Genomic DNA, 20,352 nt, shown 5'->3' on the forward strand with positions numbered 1-20,352 from the left:
AAATACGGAGTTATCGCCAAAGCCGCCCAGGCTCAACGGCGTCATGGTTTCTGGACTGCCCCCAGCATCGTAGACATCTCCAGCCTATGCTTTGAGCATAGGAGGAAGTCTATGAGCACCCAACGATTTAAGCCGGAATTTAAGGCCGAAGCAGTCAGGCAAGTCATTGAACGCGGATACTCCGTTGCGGAAACAGCCCTGCGCCTCGGCGTATCGACGCATAGCCTCTATGCCTAAATAAAGCGCTACAGCAAACCTCAAGAAGAACGGCAGCAGGAGGATGATCAGCACACTGAACTACGTCGCCTGAGAGCGGCCAACCTCCCCAGGGACTAACTTTTGCTAACAGGCCGCGAGCGTTGCCACCAGCTCCAGGCGGATCTGACCTCAAGATTTTTCAACATCGCGCCAGGCTTGCGCACTCGATCCAATGTCAGGTTTTGTCCGGTTCTGTTGCGCGCTCGATGACAGGTTCTCGACCTGAAAAAAGGTTAAGTTTTGTTAAGTCGATGGCGCTGACCAAATGGCATTTATCAACCATTTGCGGACACGTGTATCTGGCCTCAAGGCGGATGCATCGAGTGATTTTCCTCATCACCATCTGAAAACTACTCCTGCTTTCCGCCTGAGACATTGATAGTCACAGACTGCGTATCTGGCTGCTATCACCTATTTCCCAAGGTTAATGCGTGCATGGACCTCATTAATAGGAAAACCAGGGGGCGTGGGCTTGAACCCCTTCGACGCCTTCTGCAAACCGTAACCTTTGCGCTGATGCGTCCTCAATGCGGTCAAGTCCAAGCTCATTGTAAGAAAAGTCAAGTTGTCTCCTCCTTTGATCCTCAATGGGTTCATCATTTCGGAACTTGAGGGGCTAACCACTCTGGAATCACCGAAGCTCGAATCGTTAACCTGTACTACATAGCAATGTAGATCTCGAGCCGCCGACTCAATAACGTTTGAGAAGTAGTTGACGTCTCGATTGAACTCTGAAGCAACAATAAAGTCAACTTTACCTTTGAATAAAGACCTGTCCTCAATTGAGGCTAGCTCAAAGCAGTTATATATCGCAAAGCTGGCGCCTCGCCATCTGAAGAGATGATATGGCTCTTTACTGACAGGAATTTTTAGTCCTTCGTTGAGTAGGATGAATTCTTCTTCCGGCGAGTAAAATCGTTTCAACCTGCGGATAGGTATACAGGCCCAGTGTCCTGCCGCCGTCTGATAAGGCAACGCTGCCAGAACTTGATTTAACGCTTTCCCCCTTTTATCGACTTGGTGCTCAAGCCCGCATACGACTCCAATCCGGTGCTTGCGAGCCCATGCCACCAACATGGATTCCCAAGCATACGGAACACTTACTTCTGGAAAAACCACGAGGTCAATTTGACGGTCGCCTTTACCTCGGTAACGTGATAGGTCATTAAGGAGTTTATTAAAAGATTTTAGCCTTTCGCGGCTAAGGTTTGGATGACCTAAAAAACTAGACTCAATATTCACATTGAGGACTGGAATGTTTGCTAGCGCAATTTGGATAGTGTTATGTAAATCAGTGGTTTCTGCCCCAATGGCGACCGTTTCAAAATTTGCCATGTTGTTTATTCCTCATTGCTCATAGGTGCGGTCCAACTCACTCCAGCAACAGGGTGCCTATTAATGGCTTCAAAGATTCTAGATGCCTGTTCAAAGACTGTCTCTGTTCCGCGAGGGAGAACACCGCTGTAAACAAGCAGCATGCATTCGTCGAAATTGACGAACCTAGGAGAGTACTTAATTTTACGTTGGTCTACTTTTACTGATAATTTTGTCGCTCGGTCGCTCAGTGGCCCTTTGTAGGTCGTAAAGTTTAATAGAGGCCTGCGAACAAAATGGTGCCGCAGTAGGTTTGCACTACGCAGCGACTCTGAGTGGACTTCGTCAACAAATTCAGAAAGGCCGGCATCTTCTGCACTGACTGCGTCGGCCATGGCTATTGAAAGCTCAAGATGTATTTTGAGGTCAGCTATCAGCTGTTTAGTAACTATTACGTCGTCGGCGCGTACTCGCGAAATTTCTGTCTTCAGTTGCTTGCTGAAAGCATTGAGAGTGATTCTGTCATTTGCGATGCCTAGCAGTGTGAGAACACGCTCCCACAAATCAAAAAACTCGATTGCGCTGCGACCTTTAAAAAATTTCTGAAGGCCTAGGCTAACCTTTCTGTCGGGTGGGTCATCCGTCATTAAATAAAGGATGGCCTGTTTTGCCAAGTGCTTAGCAAGTTCATAACGGTTCTCAGATACACTCTTGACACTTCGGAACTTATTAGTTGAGCCTTCATAAAGTAGTTCGTAAGCAACATCCTCCATGGAGTTATCCGCCTCGTCGACTGGAAGTAGCAAAAAATCGCTTCCGTTTTGTTCAAGCTTTTTTTGAAACTTTTCTAAGCCGGCAATCGAATGGCGTGCGTCAAAATATTGCAAGATACATTTAGATTGTTGCAATAGGAGGCCTGGACGCACGCAAATCTCATATGCGCCTTTTTCTGACTCGCGAAGAATATTATTATCAACAAGCAACGCCTCAATGAACGCGGCGACCGGGTTTTCGTTGTTATCAGATGGATCAGAGGGGAGAGGGATAACGAGCAGAATATCATCAACATATCGACCATAATAAGCTGGGCGCACCTCTCTCATTACCGCAGAGTCGAAACTCTGTAAATACCAGTTGGCAAGAATGAGGGACGAACAAAGCCCAATAGGAAGTCCTACTACGTTGCCAGCAATGTCTGGATGCGTTCGGTTCAATACAGGCGAAATGCATTCACGATAGGATTCACCAATAGCTTGAATGCACGAAAGAAGTGGACTGGCTTTATTTTTATTTTTTGATAGTTTACTCCCCGCAGTTTCAATGGAAGAGCTAACCTCGTCAAAGTCGATATTAACCCTGTAGTAATACTCCTGCACATCAAGGCCCAAGATCGCTACGTTACGCCGCTCATCCACTAGCAGTTTTTTGGCTTTACGAATACCAGTGTCGCGCCACCGCGAATATTGCTCGTGGTATTTGGTGAACAGCGCTAGAGAATCGTCTTCCTCGTTACTAAGGTGGCTCGACAACCGTGATCCGCAGCAATCATCATCTAGCGCCTCATCCAGAACCCGCCCTTCGAGCATGATCCAAAGGACTGCGATGAGATGGAGTTCAATTGGCCCATCAAAGAAAAAATTAACTTTATCAACGTCGATGGTCGGGGCGGTCGTCACGTTAGTGATAAATCGCCCTTTGTTAATTTGTGCATCGGGTAGGTCTTGTGGGCCCAGCTTGAGCTTTTTTGGTACTAATCGGTACCCGACTTCTTTCAGCCACCTTTGAAACTTGGGGGAAGCTGATGGTTGGGCCGCATTTACTACCTCATGCACGGCAGCGAGTTTTTTGTCGAAGTCTTTGCCGCATTCAAAGGCTGCAAGCCTGGCACGTAGCCTGAGGTCAGTCTTGTCAAAATAGACGAGGCTTTTCAGCTTCCGATAGGCAAGTTGGACTTGTTCTTCAGTCACACGCATTTCATTGAGTCTCACTCAAAGCAGGGGCTGATATGTTCGCTGGGTAAAAATTGCCAGCTTTAGCCGATTTTCGACGTAGCTATGCAGTTTCCATCGGCAAAAGACCTAATGGACGGCCCATTCAGTTCTCATTAGTTCGCACGAGATACTACAGGACCAGTCGCTTCTTGCAGATCGCTGTCGCTGATGGGGGCAGCTATGGGTCGGAATCTGCCAGTATCCACCAAGGTATCCACGGATTGACGCTGATCAAGATGGATACCCGGGCGGTGACCAGGCGCGGTGACCGCCATAAGTGATCACTTTGAGCCGGTCACAACCATCACATGGACTGCTCTCGTCAGGTGACCGTCGACACGTTTTCGCGCAGTGTTTCGCGCACGCCCATTGCGCACCTGAAGCGCGCGAGGCCACGCTCAGTTGTCGCTTCACCTGAAAAAGTGGACGACGAACAAAATTAGTATGGCCACGAGAAGCACTTTGATATGGCGAAGTGAACGAGCGACCTCCGGTAGTGTGTTTTGCGGTCCACTCCGCAAGTAACTGCAGAGATCCTCGTAGCGCCGCTTTTGACCTGCTTCCAACTCATCCACTTGGTCGACGAGACGCTCAGTCGCGAGCGCCATGCCTTTCACCCCCTCTTCTATCGAGAAGAGAGCATCTGCGTGCATCAGAGGGTCGCGGAGATTCCTCTCTCGCAGACCCGTTAGGATGTCCTCATCACGTTCCATTGATTCTCCCCCCACATTCCTATTCAACCTCGTGATCCTAACCTATTGCTCATCATTTGGATGACGCTAAGCGCTTTGGCCGCCGGCGCTTCACGAAACCTCAGGCCGACGACTAACCTGAGGATCTGTCGGAACCTGCTCGACCCTACACAACCGTCTATTACCCGTCGTCTGGTACGCAGTAATTGCGCAAATTGCGCACAGAAATCAAGCAGCTCAGCACGCACGGTTGGTACGCATTCTGGGTGCGTACCGGAGCCAGGTTCGCACTTCTGGTTCGCACCCTCTTACGCGAACCTGGTGCGAACCAGGCGGCCAACCTGTTATCAAAAGTTACGGTTGCCAGGCGCTGGTTTCCACCAAAAGCAGGCGCTCTGACTGGAAACGTCGATAAATAACGGCACATTATCTGGAGGCCCTAGCGGAAAGCGCTCCCACCATTGGGAAAACAGGCTGTAAATGAACACGCCTCGCCTATTCAGCTACATTCATTCGCAACATAGGAAGGGAGAAGGGTATGCCATCAATGGAAGTAGCTCTTGTGGGCGGAGAGCGCGCTACGCCAGAGCCGGGCCTTAAAGGCGAGTGTCCGTTATGCGGTAAACCTGCTCAGGCGAAATGCGGGCCAATTATTCGCTGGCACTGGGCACACGCTGGCCGGCGGCACTGCGACCCATGGATGGAGAACGAAGGCCCATGGCATCGCGCTTGGAAGGCACTTTTTCCGTTCGATTGGCAAGAGGTTGTGGCCTATGACCACTCTGGCGAGAAGCATATCGCTGATGTGAAGCGCCCCGACGGAACAGTGATCGAGCTCCAAAACTCGCCGATGAGCATAGAAGAAATGCAGAGCAGAGAGGCATTCTATGGCGACCGGATGGTGTGGATAGTAAATGCCGAAAAATTTCGCAGCCAGATCTACATTCAAGAAGCACTTCCTGACCCCCGCGCGAACTTTGTGGCTGACCTAATATTCGCGCAGCCGATCTCCGATGCAAGGCGAAATAACGTGGTGATTCGCGGGGACGGCCAAAGCCTGATGTTCTTCCGAAAGTCCGACATTTGGCCAGACGGAACACCCACGTATCAGGTTCACTCAGGGCAAAGTCTTGGCGACCTTGTGGTGAAAAACTACGTAGGCCACCACCTATGCGTTTGGCTTAAACCGCGCGAAGTGTGGAAGAGGGCAAAGCGTCTGGTCATATTCGACTTTGGAGGCGAAACAATGTGGGCGGCGTGCCATTACGGTGAAGACAAACTGTTCTGTGTAAGGCGTGTATCCAAAAGCAAGCTAGTCCAATCGCTACTAGATGGCAGTGAGCCCGTGCTCTCGGAGAAGGTCGAGCCAATTGCGCCATACACGGACTGGATGAGGCCAACCGCACTTTGACCACACTTTGACGGAATGTGATACAGGCATCAGACCAACCCCACGCCGCGTGGGCGTCTGAGGCTTATCGCGTGGCCCGCCTGTCAAACAAGCACACCGCGGCTACTGATACCCCTGACAGACCCCAGACGGATACGGTGCTTTCGGCCCTCCTACTTTTACCTGGCCTTTACCGAATCGCTGGCGAATGTGAGACAGGCATGAGACGGATTCTGCGAGCGTGACCGCCTGAGAACGCGCATCGGCCAATACGGGCGGGGCTCACGCATTACATGCGGGGAAATCCCGTATCACATCGCCAGCGCACTTTTTCGCCGGCAGACGCAAACCACGTAAGGGTGAATCCAGGCACTCGCGGCGCCGGTGCTACGCTCTCTCGAAACACGGAGAGCCACCATGACGGATACCAAACTGATCGCCAGCCTGTTCGACCGCCTCAATCAAAACCAGCTCGCACTGGGCGCGGCAGTGGAGGAGCTTTCCAATTGGGTCGAACAGCGCGGATCGGCAGACGTTGCCAACAGCGTGCGCGGCGCTCTCGAAACGCTCGATGAGAACCTGGTATTCATTCGCCAGGGCATTGCTGAACTGACCGTCGCCGGCAGCCTGGGGCAGTCCTGACGCGGGATAGGATTCTGGACAGGCTCTGGACGGCTGGAGAGGCCGCAGTTCTTCCGGCCCGGCCCGCAGGCCAAAGCCAGCAAGGGCTGAGGGCAGATCGGGCGTGCGGCCGGATAGCTACCTCGTCCAGAAACAGAGGCGACCCGCGACATTCACTGGCGGGAAAAGTGGCCCGCCGCAGAACTAATCAAACGTGGCCAAAATCCTTGACCAGCCTTGACGGAACCTTGACGAGATTTTAGACAGGTCTTGACGGATTTATCTGGCGCCACCGGCGGCAGGAACGCTGAAAGCCAAGCAGGACCATGCTTTGTGGCCATTCGCTTAGGTTGGCCAGCACCAACCTCGTCAAGAATTCTAGAAGTGCCCGTCAAGGTAACTGCCCGACCAATATCTAGACCCACGCCGGCCGGATGGGATGGTGAAATACCGGGCCAGACAAATCCTTAGCGCGCCAGGCAATACTAGACAGGCTCTAGACGGATTTTCGCCGACAGACCACGGGGAAATTGTCCGCAGCCCAAGCAATGCGCAGCTTCCAGCGTTAAAGGTGGCGTGCTGGTGCTTGATGCTCGTCAAGTATTTTCCGTGGCTTCCAGCGAACTGACAGCAGGTCGGAGCAGGTGGTGAACGAGTTGTTCACCCTGGAGCGGAAGCTGGTCGACTTGCCAGCTTTGCCAACCCCCGGTCTCCAGGTAGTTGCTCACGTTCCGCTGGTAACATCTGCAGGTCATCTGCTGGCTCCGCTTCATTCCGGCGCCAGCATCAACCGCGCACCGAGGATAGAGCCGTGTCCGTTATTGACTGTGATTATCTACCCGCCGACAAGGTGGTGTTTCCGCCGGAGCTGGCGCTGCTGATCGTCAGGAAGGCCAGCGCAATGGCGGCAGCATTCGAGGAGCAAGCGCTCGACCAGCTCACCAAGGACGCCCGGCACGCCCTTTCGCGGGGAGCTGAGCCACGGTGTGTAATTAGGGAAATGCGCTTGTAGGCGGGAAAGAGAACTGCCGGGATCTCGTTAGCTTTTCCGGCACCTGTCATACCGAAATGGGAGGCTAGGTACAGGCCCAGAATTCCGGGTAAGCGAAAGTAAGCAAAACCGGCTGGGTTAAAGCAATCTGCTACTGGGCGGGAGGCCATTCCTTCGGCTTTTCAATATCGGCCCAGGGCCATGGTGATGGATGACTTCGATGACGAGCCCAAATCAAAAGTTCGACTGCGTCGGCTTTGTCCCCAACGCCGAGCAGCCGGGCATTCTCTAACGCACAAACAAACCCGTGGGCGAACAGAAACTGCCTTTCACGCTCTGACGGACTTTTCTCTCCTCGAATCGCCTCAAGCAAGCTCAACCAACGATCAGCGCAACTCTCTGGAAAACGATCTTCCAAAGTACGCGTGTAGATATCGGTCGACATAAAGGCAGCTCCGAGCACTTATTTCAGAGCCCAGAGCGTAGCAGCCACACTAGCTGATCGCCATCGACGAAAGCCGCCCGCCCAGACTGAGGCAAAGCACGCTAACCAACTTGAAGTGACGCCATTGCAGTCTCCCCCACCATGAATGCCCACTACCCTGATCCGGGGTGGTGATCTTGAGAGGTATAGATGATTGAGATGGCTTTCTGCGTGGATGGCTGACGAGGGTGGAATCACCAGCCTTTTGTAGAAACGGGGAACGAACGGGGAAAATTTCTACTAGAAGAGGCCCAAAACGAAAAAGGCCCACCGTGAGGTGAGCCTAAGTCGTTGTTCTATATGGTGCCGGCACCAGGAGTCGAACCCGGGACCTACTGATTACAAGTCAGTTGCTCTACCAACTGAGCTATACCGGCGTGTTAGGGCGACGATTATAGCGATTGGCAAGCTTCTGTAAACCCCTGAATTCTGACTATTTTTGCAACCGCCCGGGTTTTCTCTCCGCTACCTCGTTTCCACCATCCAAACCCTGCAAATCCCATGCGTTGGATCACTGGAAAAGGCTATCGAGTAGTGGCAGTATGCCATCCATTTCCACCGCCTACGTGTACAAAACCAAACGAACCATCGGCATCTATCAGGATCAATCCTGAGCGCGTTCGCGCGACGAATGTACTTATAGAAGGAAGCACCACGTGAAACGGAATCTCTCGCTGGCTCTTATCGTCCTGGCCGCTACCCTCGGTGGCTGCGCCGCCCACAAGCCGGCCAACGACCCGGCCCTCGTCGGCCAATGGAAAGGCCTGCGTGCAGAAAGCGGCAAGTGCCAGTTCCTGTCCTGGAACAACAACCTCAAGCCCGACGGCCGCTTCACCATCACCTTTTTCCGTGATGCGCAGCAAACCCAGCCGATTCAAACCGAGAACGGCACCTGGTCTGCGGCCAACGGCAAGAATGAGTTGCGAACGGATGGCGTGCGTACGCCGGATATCTACACCTACAAGATGGTCGACACCGACACGGTGCATTACGTGAGTGTGGCGGCGGACCCGACTGGCGATTGCCAGGAAGATTATGAGTTCACCGAGCACCGTATTCGTGGTTAACGCGATTTAGCTTCAGATGAAATTTTGTGGCGAGGGAGCTTGCTCCCGCTGCGCAGCAGGCCCAAAACAGTGGGAGCGCTGCGCACTCCAGCGGTAGCAAGCTCCCTCGCCACAGGTTTTGCTGTTCACCGTGTCAGCTGCCTTCATTGCACGAATCCGCAAATTTCATGTACTCAAACACGCGCTTCTGGCCATGGGAATCCAGGTAGGTCATCCGCGCATTCACCACGCCGCACGCCGCGCCACCATCGTCCACGGTCGACAGCACTTGCTGAATATCCAGCTTGGGGCTGGCCTCGGCATGGGCGGAAAAGGCGGCAATGTTGAGCAAGGCAAACAGGCTGCTGGCGATGAAGGTGGTGCGGTTCATGGGGGTGTCCTCTGGGGTTCAATAGGTAGGTTGTTTCGTTGGAGCCTATTGAGCGCCCGGGAGGTATCCGGCCTGTGTCGTGCACCCCGGCGTTTTGCCTCCGCATGTATTGAGGGGGGAATTGCATACAACTTGATACACAAACCCAGCCATTAGAGGGATTAGTCGGTCGCGGCTTTTACTTAGATGTTTTCGGCATAACGGCCATCGCTTTTCCCTTGAATACGGCGAGTCTTTCCGTATTCTGTTTCGAAATATTAAGCGTCAGATTAATAGCGGAATCGTTTAACTCCTTTGACGGAGCGCTGACGGTCAATTACTTAGTTGTAATTTGATTCTTCAGCCAAACCATTTTTCCTGACCATGTAGCCAAAAATAAGCAGGTAAAGCACTGCAAGCTCCTGATCTAAATGGCAATGACAAAAAATCCAAAAATAAGTCAAAAAATCGACACAAAGCCACTCGTCGGAAAGAATTAATCCAAAAGCATCAAAATACTGACACCATCAATCTGATATCACAGAATGCCGCCTGCCAACACATAACTAGAAATACCAAGGTCAGCCTTATGCGCTGACCTTTTTATCGCCTTTAAAGCGTATTAATCGGGGAGGGCCGTGGGTGAGTCGTGCAGATGATATTTCCAAACTATTCAATAAGCTGGGCGCTAATCCAAATGGCTACCGGGAGTTGCAGGCCGTCCACGATTATCTTGAGGACGACGTGGTAGTAGAGCGTTTCGACGCCTTGCCCATCGCCGTCAAGGCAGCGTCCCCGGTTGTGCTGGATGAGCCACCGTCGGCGCCGTTGCTGCGTTTGCTCGAAGAGCTGACCCAGGGCGAAGCCGATCACCTGCAACCGCCCGAAGTGGTGGAAGGGCCGACCGGTGAGGTGTACTCGGAGCAGTCCTCACCCAAGGTGATTGTGGTGGTCTCGCTCAAAGGTGGTGTCGGTCGCAGCACGCTGACCGCCGCTATCGCCAGCGGCTTGCAGCGTCAGGGTCGGCCGGCCCTGGCGCTGGACCTGGACCCGCAAAACGCCCTGCGTCATCACTTGTGCCTGGGCCTGAATGTGCCTGGCATCGGCGCGGCGAGCTTGAACAATGAGTCCTGGGAAGGCCTGGCTGAGCGCGGCTTTGCCGGTTGCCGGCTGGTGGCGTTCGGTGAGACCAACAACGAGCAGCAGCAGAACCTCAATCGCTGGCTGGGCGAGGAAGCCCGGTGGCTGCCCAAGCACCTGGCCGGCCTGCGCCTGAACGGCCAGGACACGCTGGTCATCGACGTGCCGGCCGGCAACACGGTGTACCTGCATCAGGCCATGGCTTTGGCCGATCTGGTGTTGGTGGCGGTGCAGGCGGATGTTTCTTCGTTCAGTACCCTGGCCCAGATGGACAGTGTGCTGGCGCCGTACCTTGAGCGCGAAAAACCGCCACAGCGTTACTACGTGATCAACCAACTCGACGGCGCCCACCGCTTCAGCCTGGACATGGCCGAAGTGTTCAAGGCTCGCCTGGGCGATGCATTGCTCGGCACGGTCCACCGTGACCCGGCGTTCAGCGAAGCCCAGGCCTACGGCCGCGATCCCCTCGACCCTACCGTCAACAGTCTCGGCTGCCAGGACATTCATGCCCTGTGCCGCACGCTGCTCGAACGCATCGATTCGGACCTTCCATGACCGACACTACGTCCTCTACGCCCCACACCCCGGGGCGCACTGAACAGCGCCTGGACGCCGCGATTTCGCGCTTCAACCGCTGGCCCGACGCGCTGCGCAAAGTGCTGGTGGTGATCAGTTGTGTGGTTGGCACCTTGCTGTTGGTGAGCATCGTCAGCGCCCCGCTGGACCTCTACAGCCAATGCCTGTTTGCCGCCGTGTGCTTCCTCGCGGTGCTGGTGCTGCGCAAGATTCCCGGGCGCATGGCGATCCTCGCACTGGTGGTGTTGTCGCTGGTGGCGTCGCTGCGCTACATGTACTGGCGGCTGACTTCCACCCTCGGGTTTGAAACCGGGCTCGACATGCTCTTCGGCTACGGCCTGGTGCTCGCCGAGCTGTACGCGCTGGTGGTGCTGATCTTCGGCTACGTGCAAACCGCCTGGCCGCTGCGCCGCGAGCCGGTGTGGCTCAAGACCGAACCGTCGGAGTGGCCCACCGTCGACGTGTTCATCCCGACCTATAACGAGGCGTTGAGCATCGTCAAACTGACCATCTTCGCCGCCCAGGCGATGGACTGGCCCAAGGACAAGCTGCGCGTCCACGTACTCGACGATGGCCGTCGCGACGACTTCCGCGAGTTCTGCCGCAAGATCGGCGTGAACTACATCCGTCGCGACAACAACTTCCACGCCAAGGCCGGCAACCTCAATGAAGCGTTGAAGGTCACCGACGGCGAATACATCGCGCTGTTCGACGCGGACCATGTGCCGACCCGTTCGTTTTTGCAGGTCAGCCTCGGCTGGTTCCTCAAGGACCCCAAGCTGGCGATGCTGCAAACGCCGCACTTCTTCTTTTCGCCCGACCCGTTTGAAAAGAACCTCGACACCTTCCGCGCCGTGCCCAACGAGGGCGAGCTGTTCTACGGCCTGGTGCAGGACGGCAACGACCTGTGGAACGCGACGTTCTTCTGCGGCTCATGTGCGGTGATCCGCCGTAAGCCGTTGCTGGAAATCGGCGGCGTAGCCGTCGAGACCGTGACCGAAGACGCCCACACCGCGCTCAAGCTCAACCGCCTGGGCTACAACACCGCTTACCTGGCAATCCCGCAAGCAGCGGGCCTGGCCACTGAAAGCCTGTCGCGCCACATCAACCAGCGCATTCGCTGGGCGCGGGGCATGGCGCAGATTTTCCGCACCGACAACCCGCTGCTGGGCAAGGGCCTGAAGTGGGGCCAGCGCATCTGCTACGCCAACGCCATGCTGCACTTCTTCTATGGCTTGCCGCGGCTGGTGTTCCTGACCGCGCCGCTGGCCTACCTGATTTTCGGCGCGCAGATTTTCCACGCCTCGGCGCTGATGATCGTTGCCTACGTGTTGCCCCACCTCGTGCATTCGAGCCTGACCAACTCGCGGATCCAGGGGCGCTTCCGCCACTCGTTCTGGAACGAGGTCTACGAGACCGTACTGGCCTGGTACATCCTGCCGCCGGTATTGGTCGCGCTGGTCAACCCGAAGGCCGGTGGCTTCAACGTCACTGACAAGGGCGGGATCATCGACAAGCAGTTCTTCGACTGGAAACTCGCCCGGCCGTACCTCGTACTGCTGGCGGTGAACCTGGTCGGGCTGTGCTTCGGGCTCTATCAATTGATCTGGGGCGATGAGTCCACCGCGGTCACCGTGGCGATCAACCTGACCTGGACCCTCTACAACCTGATCATCACCAGTGCGGCAGTGGCGGTGGCTTCGGAGGCGCGGCAAGTGCGTTCCGAGCCGCGGGTCAGCGCGAAATTGCCGGTCAGCGTGATCTGCGCCGACGGCCGTGTGCTCAAGGGCACCACCCAGGATTTCTCGCAGAACGGCTTCGGCCTGATCCTCGCCGACGGGCACCAGATTGCCCAGGGCGAAGCGGTGCAGTTGGTGCTGTCGCGCAATGGCCAGGACAGCCTGTTCCAGGCGCGGGTGGTGTTCAGCAAGGGTGCGCAAATTGGCGCGCAATTCGATGCACTGTCCCTGCGCCAGCAAAGCGAACTGGTCCGCCTGACGTTTTCCCGCGCCGACACCTGGGCCGCCAGTTGGGGCGCCGGCCAGCCCGATACACCGTTGTCTGCCCTGCGTGAAGTCGGTGCCATCGGCATCGGCGGCCTGTTTACCCTGGGCCGCGCCACGCTGCATGAATTGCGTCTGGCCTTGCGCCGCACTCCCTCACAACCGCTCGATACGCTGATGGACAAGCCATGACTTCCACACTATTTGCCCGCCCGCAGTCGCGCGGTGTGCTCGCGCTGATGATCGCTTCGCTGCTGGGCCTGGGCTCGCAGGCGCAGGCCGCTGCACCCGCCGTTGCGGTGCAGAGCACTGATGACGGCTACAGCCTGACCCTCAAGCAATTGGGCCGCCGCGACACCATGAACCTGCAAGGCGTGGAAGCGTCCGACAGCGTCAACTTCGACATCCGTGCCGATGAAGTGGTGAAGGGCGCGCAACTGCTGCTCAAGTACAGCTACTCGCCGGCACTGCTGGCGGACCTGTCGCAGATCAACGTGCTGGTCAACGACGAAGTCGCCGCCAGCCTGCCGCTGCCTAAAGAAGGCGCGGGCGTCCAGCAGGAAAAGCTGGTGCAGATTCCGGCGCACCTGATCACCGAATTCAACCGCTTGAGCCTGCAGTTCATCGGCCACTACACCATGTCCTGTGAAGACCCGCTGCACAGCAGCCTGTGGGCCAAGATCAGCAACAGCAGTGAGCTGAAAGTGCAGGTGCAGCCGATCGTTTTGAAAGACGACCTGTCGGTGCTGCCGCTGCCGTTCTTCGACAAACGTGATGCCCGCCAGGTCAGCCTGCCGTTCGTGTTTGCCACCGCGCCAGACAACGCCGCGCTGGAAGCCGCCGGTGCACTGTCGTCGTGGGTAGGCGGCATGGCCAGCTACCGTGGCGCGACGTTCCCGACCACCCTCGGAGAGATCCCGGCCAAGGGCAACGCCATCGTGCTGGTGCAAAGCACCCAGGCCGTCGACGTGCACGGTGTGGCGGTTCCCGAACCTAAAGGGCCGACCCTGACCCTGATCGCCAACCCCAACGACCCGAATGGCAAGCTGCTGATCGTCTCCGGCCGTGACGGTGCCGAACTCAAGCGCGCCGCCACCGCCGTGGTGCTGGGCAACCCGGTGTTGACCGGCAACAGCGTGGTCATCACCAAGCTCGACACCCTGGCCCCACGCACGCCGTACGACGCGCCGAACTGGTTGCCCAGCCATCGCCCGGTACGCCTTGGCGAGCTGGTGGAGCTGAAAAAGCTCAACGTCTCCGGCTACAACCCGGGCCCGATCAGCGTCGACCTGCGCCTGCCGCCCGACCTGTTCAACTGGCGTGAAGAGGGCGTGCCGCTCAACGTCAAATACCGCTACACGCCACAACAGGTGTCCACCAATTCCTCCTTGCTCATTGGCTTGAATGACCAGTTCATGAAGTCTGTCGCGCTGCCGTCGGTGACCCACCTGGGCGGTGGCCAGAGCCTGCTGGACCAGCTGAAGAAAGACGAAACCCTGCCCCGTGAAGTGACGACCCTGTTGCCGATCAGCTCGGCTTCGCCCAAGTCCAAGCTGCAACTGCGCTTCATGTACGACTACATCAAGGAAGGCGAATGCCGGGACATCATCGTCGACAACATGCGCGGCGCGATTGATCCGGACTCGAGCCTGGACCTGAGCAGCTACCAGCACTTTATTGCCATGCCGAACCTCGGCGTGTTCAACGATTCGGGCTTCCCGTTCACCCGCCTGGCTGACCTTTCGGAGTCGGCGGTGGTGATGCCGGACAACGTCGGCCCCGACGAGCTGAGCGCCTACCTGACCGTGATGGGCCGCTTCGGCGAGTCCACCGGCTACCCGGCCACCGCTGTCAAAGTGGTGCAGGCCAAGGACGTGCAAAGCGTTGCCGACAAAGACCTGCTGGTGCTCGCCACCGGTGGCAACCAGCCGCTGTTGCAGCAATGGCAGCAGTACCTGCCGGCCACCAGTGACGGCCCGCAGCATCACTTCCTGCTGTCTGACCTGCCCCGTTATGTGCGCAGCTGGATCAGCCCGGACGCCGCCGCCAACCAGCATCCGGCCAACGCCGGCATCACCTTCAGCGGCTTGAGCAACAGCACCTGGTTCGCCGGTTTCCAATCGCCGCTCAAGGCCGGGCGCAGTGTGGTGCTGATCGCCAGCAACCAGCCTCAAGGCCTGCTTGAAGCGACCTCGGCGCTGATTGGCGGTGACGACTACAAAGACTCGATCCAGGGCAGCCTGGCGGTGGTGCAGGGCACGCAGATCAGCTCGCTGGTCGCTGACCAGCAGTACTACGTCGGCAACCTGAACTACTTCAAATTCATGCAGTGGCAGCTGTCCCAGAACCTGGGCTGGATGTTGGCGATTACCTTCCTCGGCTTGTTGGTGCTGACCTGCCTGATCTACCTGGCACTGCGTGCCCGTGCTAAACGGCGGTTGGCATGAGCCCGTTGCGTAGCGCGATTTTGACGGTGATCGGTACGGCAATGTTTGCCGGTGCCGCCCAGGCGCAGACCTGTGACTGGCCGCTGTGGCAGAACTACGCCAAGCGTTTCATCCAGGACGACGGCCGGGTGTTGAACTCGTCCATGAAGCCGACGGAAAGCAGTTCGGAAGGGCAGTCGTACGCGATGTTCTTTGCCTTGGTCGGCAACGACCGGGCGACCTTCGACAAGCTCTGGACCTGGACCAAGGCCAACATGGCGGGCGCCGACATCGGCCAGAACCTGCCGGCCTGGTTGTGGGGCAAGCGCGACGACGGCAAGTGGGGCGCGATCGACACCAACTCCGCCAGCGATGCGGACTTGTGGATGGCTTACGCCTTACTCGAAGCGGCGCGTGTGTGGAATGCACCGCAGTACCGCAGCGACGCCCAGCTGGTGCTGGCCAACGTTGAGCGCAACCTGATCGTGCGCGTGCCGGGCCTGGGCAAGATGCTGTTGCCGGGGCCGGTGGGTTATGCGCACCCCGGTGGCCTGTGGCGCTTCAACCCGAGCTATCAAGTGCTGCCGCAACTGCGCCGCTTTGCAAAAGAACGCCCGAACGCCGGCTGGAACGAAGTGGCCGAGAGCAACGCGAAGATGCTCGCCGACCTGCCGAGCAACCCCCACGGCCTGGCGGCCAACTGGGTCGGCTATCGCGCCACCAGCGCGAACACCGGGCTGTTTATCGTCGATCCGTTTTCCGATGACCTGGGCAGCTACGACGCAATCCGCACGTACCTCTGGGCCGGCATGACCGCCAAGAGCGACCCGCTGGCCGCGCCGATGCTCAAGGCGTTGGGCGGGATCTCCCGGGCGACCGCTTCGTCGGTCACCGGTTTGCCGCCGGAGAAAGTCCACGTGCTGACCGGTGAAGTCGAGAAAAACAACGGCTATACGCCGACGGGTTTCTCGGCCTCCACCCTGGCCTTCTTCCAGGCCCGGGGCGAAACCGCCCTGGCGCAACTGCAAAAACAGAAGGTCGACGATGCCCTCGCCAAGGCCCTTGCCCCATCGGCGGCGGACAGTGCGCAGCCGATTTATTACGACTACATGCTCAGCCTGTTCGGCCAGGGCTTCGCTGATCAAAAGTACCGTTTCGAACAAGACGGCACGGTGAAATTATCCTGGGAGTCAGCATGCGCCGTCACACGCTAGCCGTTGCGATTCTGGCCGCCCTGGCTTCTACCGCCAGCTTTGCCGAAACCACTGACCCGCAAAGCCTGCTGATCGAGCAGGGCTATTACTGGCAGTCGAAAAAGAACCCGGAGCGCGCGCTCGAAACCTGGCAGAAACTGTTGCGCCTGAGCCCCGAGCAACCGGATGCGCTGTACGGCATCGGCCTGATTTCGGTGCAGCAACAGCGCCCGGCTGAAGCGCAAAAGTACCTGGCCCGCCTGCAGGCGTTGAGCCCGGTTCCGCGCCAGGCCCTGCTGCTGGAGCAGGACATCACCCTGAATATTCCGGCCAACGCCAAGTTGCTGGAGCAGGCGCGCGAACTGGGCGAGCCTGACGAAGAGCGCGAACAAGCCGTTGCGTTGTATCGCCAGATCTTCCAGGGGCGCCAGCCTCAGGGCCTGGTCGCCCGCGAGTATTACAACACCCTGGGTTTCACCCCCAAAGGCACGAATGAAGCCATCGCCGGCTTGCAGCGCTTGTCCCGCGAGCGGCCGAATGACCCGATTGTGGCGCTGTTTCTGGCCAAGCACCTGGCGCGTAACCCGGCCACCCGTGCCGAGGGCATTCGCGCGCTGGCCAAGCTGGCGCCGAACAACGACGTGGGTGGCAACGCCGATGAAACCTGGCGCTTTGCGCTGATCTGGCTCGGCCCGCCGAAGAGCGACCAGGTGCCGTTGTTCCAGCAGTTCCTTGCGGCGCACCCGGACGACACCGAGATCCGCGCGCTGATGAACAAGGGCATCGCCCAGGGCAAGAGCGGTGCCGGTTGGCAGCGTGATCCGCAGATGACCAAGGCGTTCAAGGCGCTCGATGACGGCGATCTGAAAACCGCCGAACCGCTGCTGGCTGCGCGCCTCAGCGAAAAATCCAACGACGTCGATGCCCTTGGCGGCATGGGCGTGCTGCGTCAACAGCAGCAGCGCTTCACCGAGGCCGAAAGCTACCTGGTGCAGGCCACCCGTTTACCGGGTGGCGCGGCGTGGCAGTCGGCGCTCAATGATGTGCGCTACTGGAACCTGCTCAACCAGGCCCGTGACGCGCAGCGTGGCGGTCGTACCAGCCAGGCCCGTGACCTGGTGGCCCAGGCCGAACGCCTGAACCCTGGCCAGCCCGGCGCTGCTGTGGCGCTGGCGGGTTTCCAGGCTCAGGACAATCAGTTCGACGCCGCCGAAGCCGGCTACCGCAAAGTGCTGGCGCGTCATCCTGGCGACCCGGATGCGCTGAGCGGTTTGATCAACGTGCTGTCCCAATCGGGGCAGCCGGAAGAAGCCTTGAAGCTGATCGATTCGGTCTCGCCCGCCGAGCGCGCCAAGTTTGCGCCGAGCGTGAAAATCACCGCGTTGCGCGCCACCCAGGTCGGCAAACTGGCCGAGCAACGGGGCGATTTGAAAGCCGCGCAAGCCGCCTACAAACAAGCCCTCGATGCCGACCCGGAAAACCCGTGGACGCGCTTCGCCCTGGCCCGCATCTACCTGCGCGACGGCCAGATTCGCAACGCCCGTGCCTTGATCGACGGCTTGCTGGCCAAGCAACCGAACCAGCCGGACGCGCTGTACACCAGCACGTTGTTGTCGGCCGAGTTGGGCGAATGGAAGAAAGCCGAAGAGACCCTGGCGCGCATCCCGGCCGGGCAACGCACTGCGGACATGAACGAGCTGGGCATCGATATCGCCCTGCACAAGCAGACCGACATTGCCATCGAGACCGCCCGCCGTGGCCAGCGCCCGGAAGCCTTGGCGCTGCTGGGCCGCAGTGAAGCCATGACCCGCCAGAAGCCCGAGCGCCTGGCGATTCTGGCTGCCGCTTATGTGGAAGTCGGCGCGACGCAGCAGGGCCTGGACATCATGCAGAAGGTTCTGGATAACAATCCGAACCCGACCATCGACCAGAAGCTGCTGTACGCCAACGTGCTGCTCAAGGCCAACCACTACACCGAGGCCGGCGACATCTTGCGTGAAGTGCAGGGCCAGCCATTGAGTGAAACCGGCCGTCAGCGTTACGACGACTTGATCTACCTGTACCGGGTCAAACAGGCCGACGCCTTGCGCGAGAAAAACGACCTGGTCGCGGCCTACGACATGCTGTCGCCAGCCCTGGCCCAGCGTCCCAACGATGCGATGGCGGTCGGTGCATTGGCGCGGATGTACGCAGCCAGTGGCAACAGCAAAAAGGCCATGGAGCTTTACGCGCCGCTGATCCAGCAGAACCCGAACAACGCCCGCCTGCAATTGGGCCTGGCGGACATCGCGCTGCAAGGCCGTGACCGTGGCCTGGCGGAAAGCGCCAGTGAAAAGGCGCTGTCCCTGGAGCCGGGTAACCCCGAGATCCTCACCTCGGCGGCGCGCATCTATCAAGGCCTGGGCAAAAACAACGAAGCCGCTGCGTTGCTGCGCAAGGCGCTGGCGATTGAGAACAGTCAGAAGAGCCAGACGCAACTGGCCCAGGCCGGTTCCCAGGGCGTGCCTTACAACCCCTTCGTCGGCTTGCCGGGCCAGCGTCGCCAGGTCACTGACCTGACCGTCGCCGGTCCGGTACCGCCGCCGATTGATGCACCGACGAATGTCGTGCCGGAAAACGCCTTGGCCGCCTCCGGGCGTCCGGCGTCGAACAACTGGAATGAGCCGTTCGAGCCGCCGTCGAAAATTGCCTCCCTCGACACCGCCAACCTGAGCCCGGCACGTCGTGCGCTGGATACGATCCTGCGGGATCGCACGGGTTATGTGGTGCAGGGTTTGAGCGTTCGCAGCAATAACGGTGAGAGCGGGCTGAGTAAAATCACTGACGTTGAGGCGCCGTTCGAGGTGCGGATTCCAGTGGGTGACCTCAACGTTGCCGCGCGTGTGACCCCGGTGCACTTGAGTTCCGGCAGTGTGAAAAGCGACTCCGCCACCCGGTTTGGCGGTGGCACCACCAACCCGGCGGGCTCGCAGAGCGACACGGGTGTCGGTTTCGCCGTTGCCGTGGAGAACCCGGATGAAGGCCTCAAGGCCGATATCGGCGTCAGCCCGCTGGGCTTCCTGTACGACACCATCATCGGCGGCGCCAGCGTCTCGCGGCCGTTTTCCCAGGGCTCCAACTTCCGTTACGGCGTCAACGTTTCGCGGCGTCCGGTCACCGACAGCGTGACGTCCTTTGCCGGTTCCGAAGACAAGCGCACCGGCGAAAAATGGGGCGGCGTGACCGCCAACGGCGGGCGTGGCGACCTGAGCTACGACAACCAGAAACTTGGTGTGTATGGCTACGCGTCGTTGCACGAGATGCTGGGCAATAACGTCGAAGACAACACCCGCCTGGAGCTGGGCAGTGGCATCTACTGGTACCTGCGCAATACCCCGACCGACACCCTGACCCTTGGTCTCAGCGGTTCGTACATGCGCTTCAAGGAGAACCAGGGTTACTACACCTATGGCCAGGGCGGCTACTTCAGCCCACAGGGCTTCTACTCCCTGGGTGTACCAGTGCGTTGGGCGCAGAGCTTTGATCGCTTCAGCTACCAGATAAAAAGTTCGGTGGGCCTCCAGCGTATCGAGCAAGATGCAGTCGATTATTTCCCGGGGCATGACCAGCTCCAACGTGCCCGTGGCAATCCGAACTATGCCCAAGATACAAAAACCGGCATCGGCTACAGCTTCAACGCCGCCGCCGAATACCGCCTCAGCTCGCGCTTTTACCTGGGTGGCGAAGTCGGTCTCGACAACGCCCAGGACTATCGCCAGTACGTCGGCAACGCCTACCTGCGCTACCTGTTTGAAGACCTGAGCGGGCCTATGCCCTTGCCGGTCAGTCCGTACCGTTCCCCTTATTCGAATTGATTG

General features: G+C 58.2%; 13 protein-coding genes, 1 tRNA gene and 1 pseudogene. 10 read left to right on the forward strand and 5 right to left on the reverse strand.

Features of this window, described 5'->3' with window-relative positions; translation table 11 throughout:
- Nucleotides 1-111: 111 nt before the first annotated feature.
- Nucleotides 112-234 (forward strand): annotated as a pseudogene (locus P3C29_RS15295) (transposase); the annotation flags it as partial.
- Nucleotides 235-669: 435 nt separating this feature from the next.
- Here the strand turns inward: P3C29_RS15295 and P3C29_RS15300 are convergent.
- Nucleotides 670-1,593 (reverse strand): hypothetical protein, encoded by a 924-nt coding sequence (locus P3C29_RS15300; RefSeq protein WP_275964848.1) that lies wholly within the window; start codon nucleotides 1,591-1,593, stop codon nucleotides 670-672.
- A gap of 5 nt (nucleotides 1,594-1,598) precedes the next feature.
- Nucleotides 1,599-3,539, reverse strand: a complete 1,941-nt coding sequence (locus tag P3C29_RS15305) for an RNA-directed DNA polymerase (protein ID WP_275964849.1) — start codon at nucleotides 3,537-3,539, stop codon at nucleotides 1,599-1,601.
- Between the two features lie 1,254 nt (nucleotides 3,540-4,793).
- Here P3C29_RS15305 and P3C29_RS15310 point away from each other — a divergent pair.
- The 3 genes from P3C29_RS15310 to P3C29_RS15320 all read left to right on the forward strand — a co-directional run bounded on the left by P3C29_RS15310 (nucleotide 4,794) and on the right by P3C29_RS15320 (nucleotide 7,278).
- On the forward strand, nucleotides 4,794-5,666 hold the full coding sequence (locus P3C29_RS15310; RefSeq protein WP_275964850.1) for a hypothetical protein: 873 nt from the start codon (nucleotides 4,794-4,796) through the stop codon (nucleotides 5,664-5,666).
- Nucleotides 5,667-6,062: 396 nt separating this feature from the next.
- On the forward strand, nucleotides 6,063-6,287 hold the full coding sequence (locus tag P3C29_RS15315; RefSeq protein ID WP_275964851.1) for a hypothetical protein: 225 nt from the start codon (nucleotides 6,063-6,065) through the stop codon (nucleotides 6,285-6,287).
- Nucleotides 6,288-7,077: 790 nt separating this feature from the next.
- Nucleotides 7,078-7,278, forward strand: a complete 201-nt coding sequence (locus P3C29_RS15320) for a hypothetical protein (protein ID WP_275964853.1) — start codon at nucleotides 7,078-7,080, stop codon at nucleotides 7,276-7,278.
- A gap of 130 nt (nucleotides 7,279-7,408) precedes the next feature.
- Here the strand turns inward: P3C29_RS15320 and P3C29_RS15325 are convergent, their stop codons facing one another.
- Nucleotides 7,409-7,702 (reverse strand): hypothetical protein, encoded by a 294-nt coding sequence (locus P3C29_RS15325; RefSeq protein ID WP_275964854.1) that lies wholly within the window; start codon nucleotides 7,700-7,702, stop codon nucleotides 7,409-7,411.
- A 340-nt stretch (nucleotides 7,703-8,042) separates the two neighbouring features.
- Nucleotides 8,043-8,118, reverse strand: a tRNA-Thr gene (locus P3C29_RS15330).
- Between the two features lie 279 nt (nucleotides 8,119-8,397).
- On the opposite strand from P3C29_RS15330, the gene P3C29_RS15335 reads away from it, so the two are divergent.
- Complete coding sequence (locus P3C29_RS15335) at nucleotides 8,398-8,808, forward strand: hypothetical protein (RefSeq protein ID WP_010169016.1); 411 nt, start codon at nucleotides 8,398-8,400, stop codon at nucleotides 8,806-8,808.
- A gap of 133 nt (nucleotides 8,809-8,941) precedes the next feature.
- Here the strand turns inward: P3C29_RS15335 and P3C29_RS15340 are convergent, their stop codons facing one another.
- Nucleotides 8,942-9,178 carry a DUF2790 domain-containing protein gene (locus P3C29_RS15340; protein ID WP_275964855.1) on the reverse strand — a complete coding sequence of 79 codons (237 nt, stop codon included), beginning with the start codon at nucleotides 9,176-9,178 and terminating at the stop codon, nucleotides 8,942-8,944.
- A gap of 690 nt (nucleotides 9,179-9,868) precedes the next feature.
- Between P3C29_RS15340 and bcsQ the strand changes: the two genes are divergently transcribed.
- The 5 genes from bcsQ to P3C29_RS15365 are packed head-to-tail and all read left to right on the forward strand — an operon-like array spanning nucleotide 9,869 to nucleotide 20,349.
- Complete coding sequence (gene bcsQ / locus P3C29_RS15345; RefSeq protein ID WP_275964892.1) at nucleotides 9,869-10,852, forward strand: cellulose biosynthesis protein BcsQ; 984 nt, start codon at nucleotides 9,869-9,871, stop codon at nucleotides 10,850-10,852.
- The gene (bcsA, locus tag P3C29_RS15350; protein ID WP_201125913.1) at nucleotides 10,849-13,068 is read left to right on the forward strand and encodes a UDP-forming cellulose synthase catalytic subunit; all 2,220 of its coding nucleotides are present in this window, start codon (nucleotides 10,849-10,851) and stop codon (nucleotides 13,066-13,068) included. Before bcsQ ends, bcsA begins: the two co-directional genes overlap by 4 nt.
- The gene (gene bcsB, locus P3C29_RS15355; protein ID WP_275964856.1) at nucleotides 13,065-15,323 is read left to right on the forward strand and encodes a cellulose biosynthesis cyclic di-GMP-binding regulatory protein BcsB; all 2,259 of its coding nucleotides are present in this window, start codon (nucleotides 13,065-13,067) and stop codon (nucleotides 15,321-15,323) included. The genes bcsA and bcsB overlap by 4 nt, the downstream gene beginning before the upstream one ends.
- Nucleotides 15,320-16,516 (forward strand): cellulose synthase complex periplasmic endoglucanase BcsZ, encoded by a 1,197-nt coding sequence (gene bcsZ, locus P3C29_RS15360; RefSeq protein WP_201125915.1) that lies wholly within the window; start codon nucleotides 15,320-15,322, stop codon nucleotides 16,514-16,516. The genes bcsB and bcsZ overlap by 4 nt, the downstream gene beginning before the upstream one ends.
- Nucleotides 16,498-20,349 (forward strand): cellulose biosynthesis protein BcsC, encoded by a 3,852-nt coding sequence (locus tag P3C29_RS15365; protein ID WP_275964857.1) that lies wholly within the window; start codon nucleotides 16,498-16,500, stop codon nucleotides 20,347-20,349. Before bcsZ ends, P3C29_RS15365 begins: the two co-directional genes overlap by 19 nt.
- Nucleotides 20,350-20,352 lie beyond the last annotated feature (3 nt).

Source organism: Pseudomonas sp. 1912-s, from assembly GCF_029269205.1.
GTDB lineage: Bacteria > Pseudomonadota > Gammaproteobacteria > Pseudomonadales > Pseudomonadaceae > Aquipseudomonas.

What these genes read in the sequence shown, in the direction of transcription:
- bcsA (WP_201125913.1), top strand. Translation starts at nt 10,849, where the DNA reads ATGACCGACACTACGTCCTCTACGCCCCACACCCCGGGGCGCACTGAA.
- P3C29_RS15315 (WP_275964851.1), top strand. Translation starts at nt 6,063, where the DNA reads ATGACGGATACCAAACTGATCGCCAGCCTGTTCGACCGCCTCAATCAA.
- P3C29_RS15325 (WP_275964854.1), bottom strand. Translation starts at nt 7,702, where the DNA reads ATGTCGACCGATATCTACACGCGTACTTTGGAAGATCGTTTTCCAGAG.
- P3C29_RS15340 (WP_275964855.1), bottom strand. Translation starts at nt 9,178, where the DNA reads ATGAACCGCACCACCTTCATCGCCAGCAGCCTGTTTGCCTTGCTCAAC.
- P3C29_RS15365 (WP_275964857.1), top strand. Translation starts at nt 16,498, where the DNA reads ATGCGCCGTCACACGCTAGCCGTTGCGATTCTGGCCGCCCTGGCTTCT.
- bcsB (WP_275964856.1), top strand. Translation starts at nt 13,065, where the DNA reads ATGACTTCCACACTATTTGCCCGCCCGCAGTCGCGCGGTGTGCTCGCG.
- bcsZ (WP_201125915.1), top strand. Translation starts at nt 15,320, where the DNA reads ATGAGCCCGTTGCGTAGCGCGATTTTGACGGTGATCGGTACGGCAATG.
- P3C29_RS15310 (WP_275964850.1), top strand. Translation starts at nt 4,794, where the DNA reads ATGCCATCAATGGAAGTAGCTCTTGTGGGCGGAGAGCGCGCTACGCCA.
- P3C29_RS15300 (WP_275964848.1), bottom strand. Translation starts at nt 1,593, where the DNA reads ATGGCAAATTTTGAAACGGTCGCCATTGGGGCAGAAACCACTGATTTA.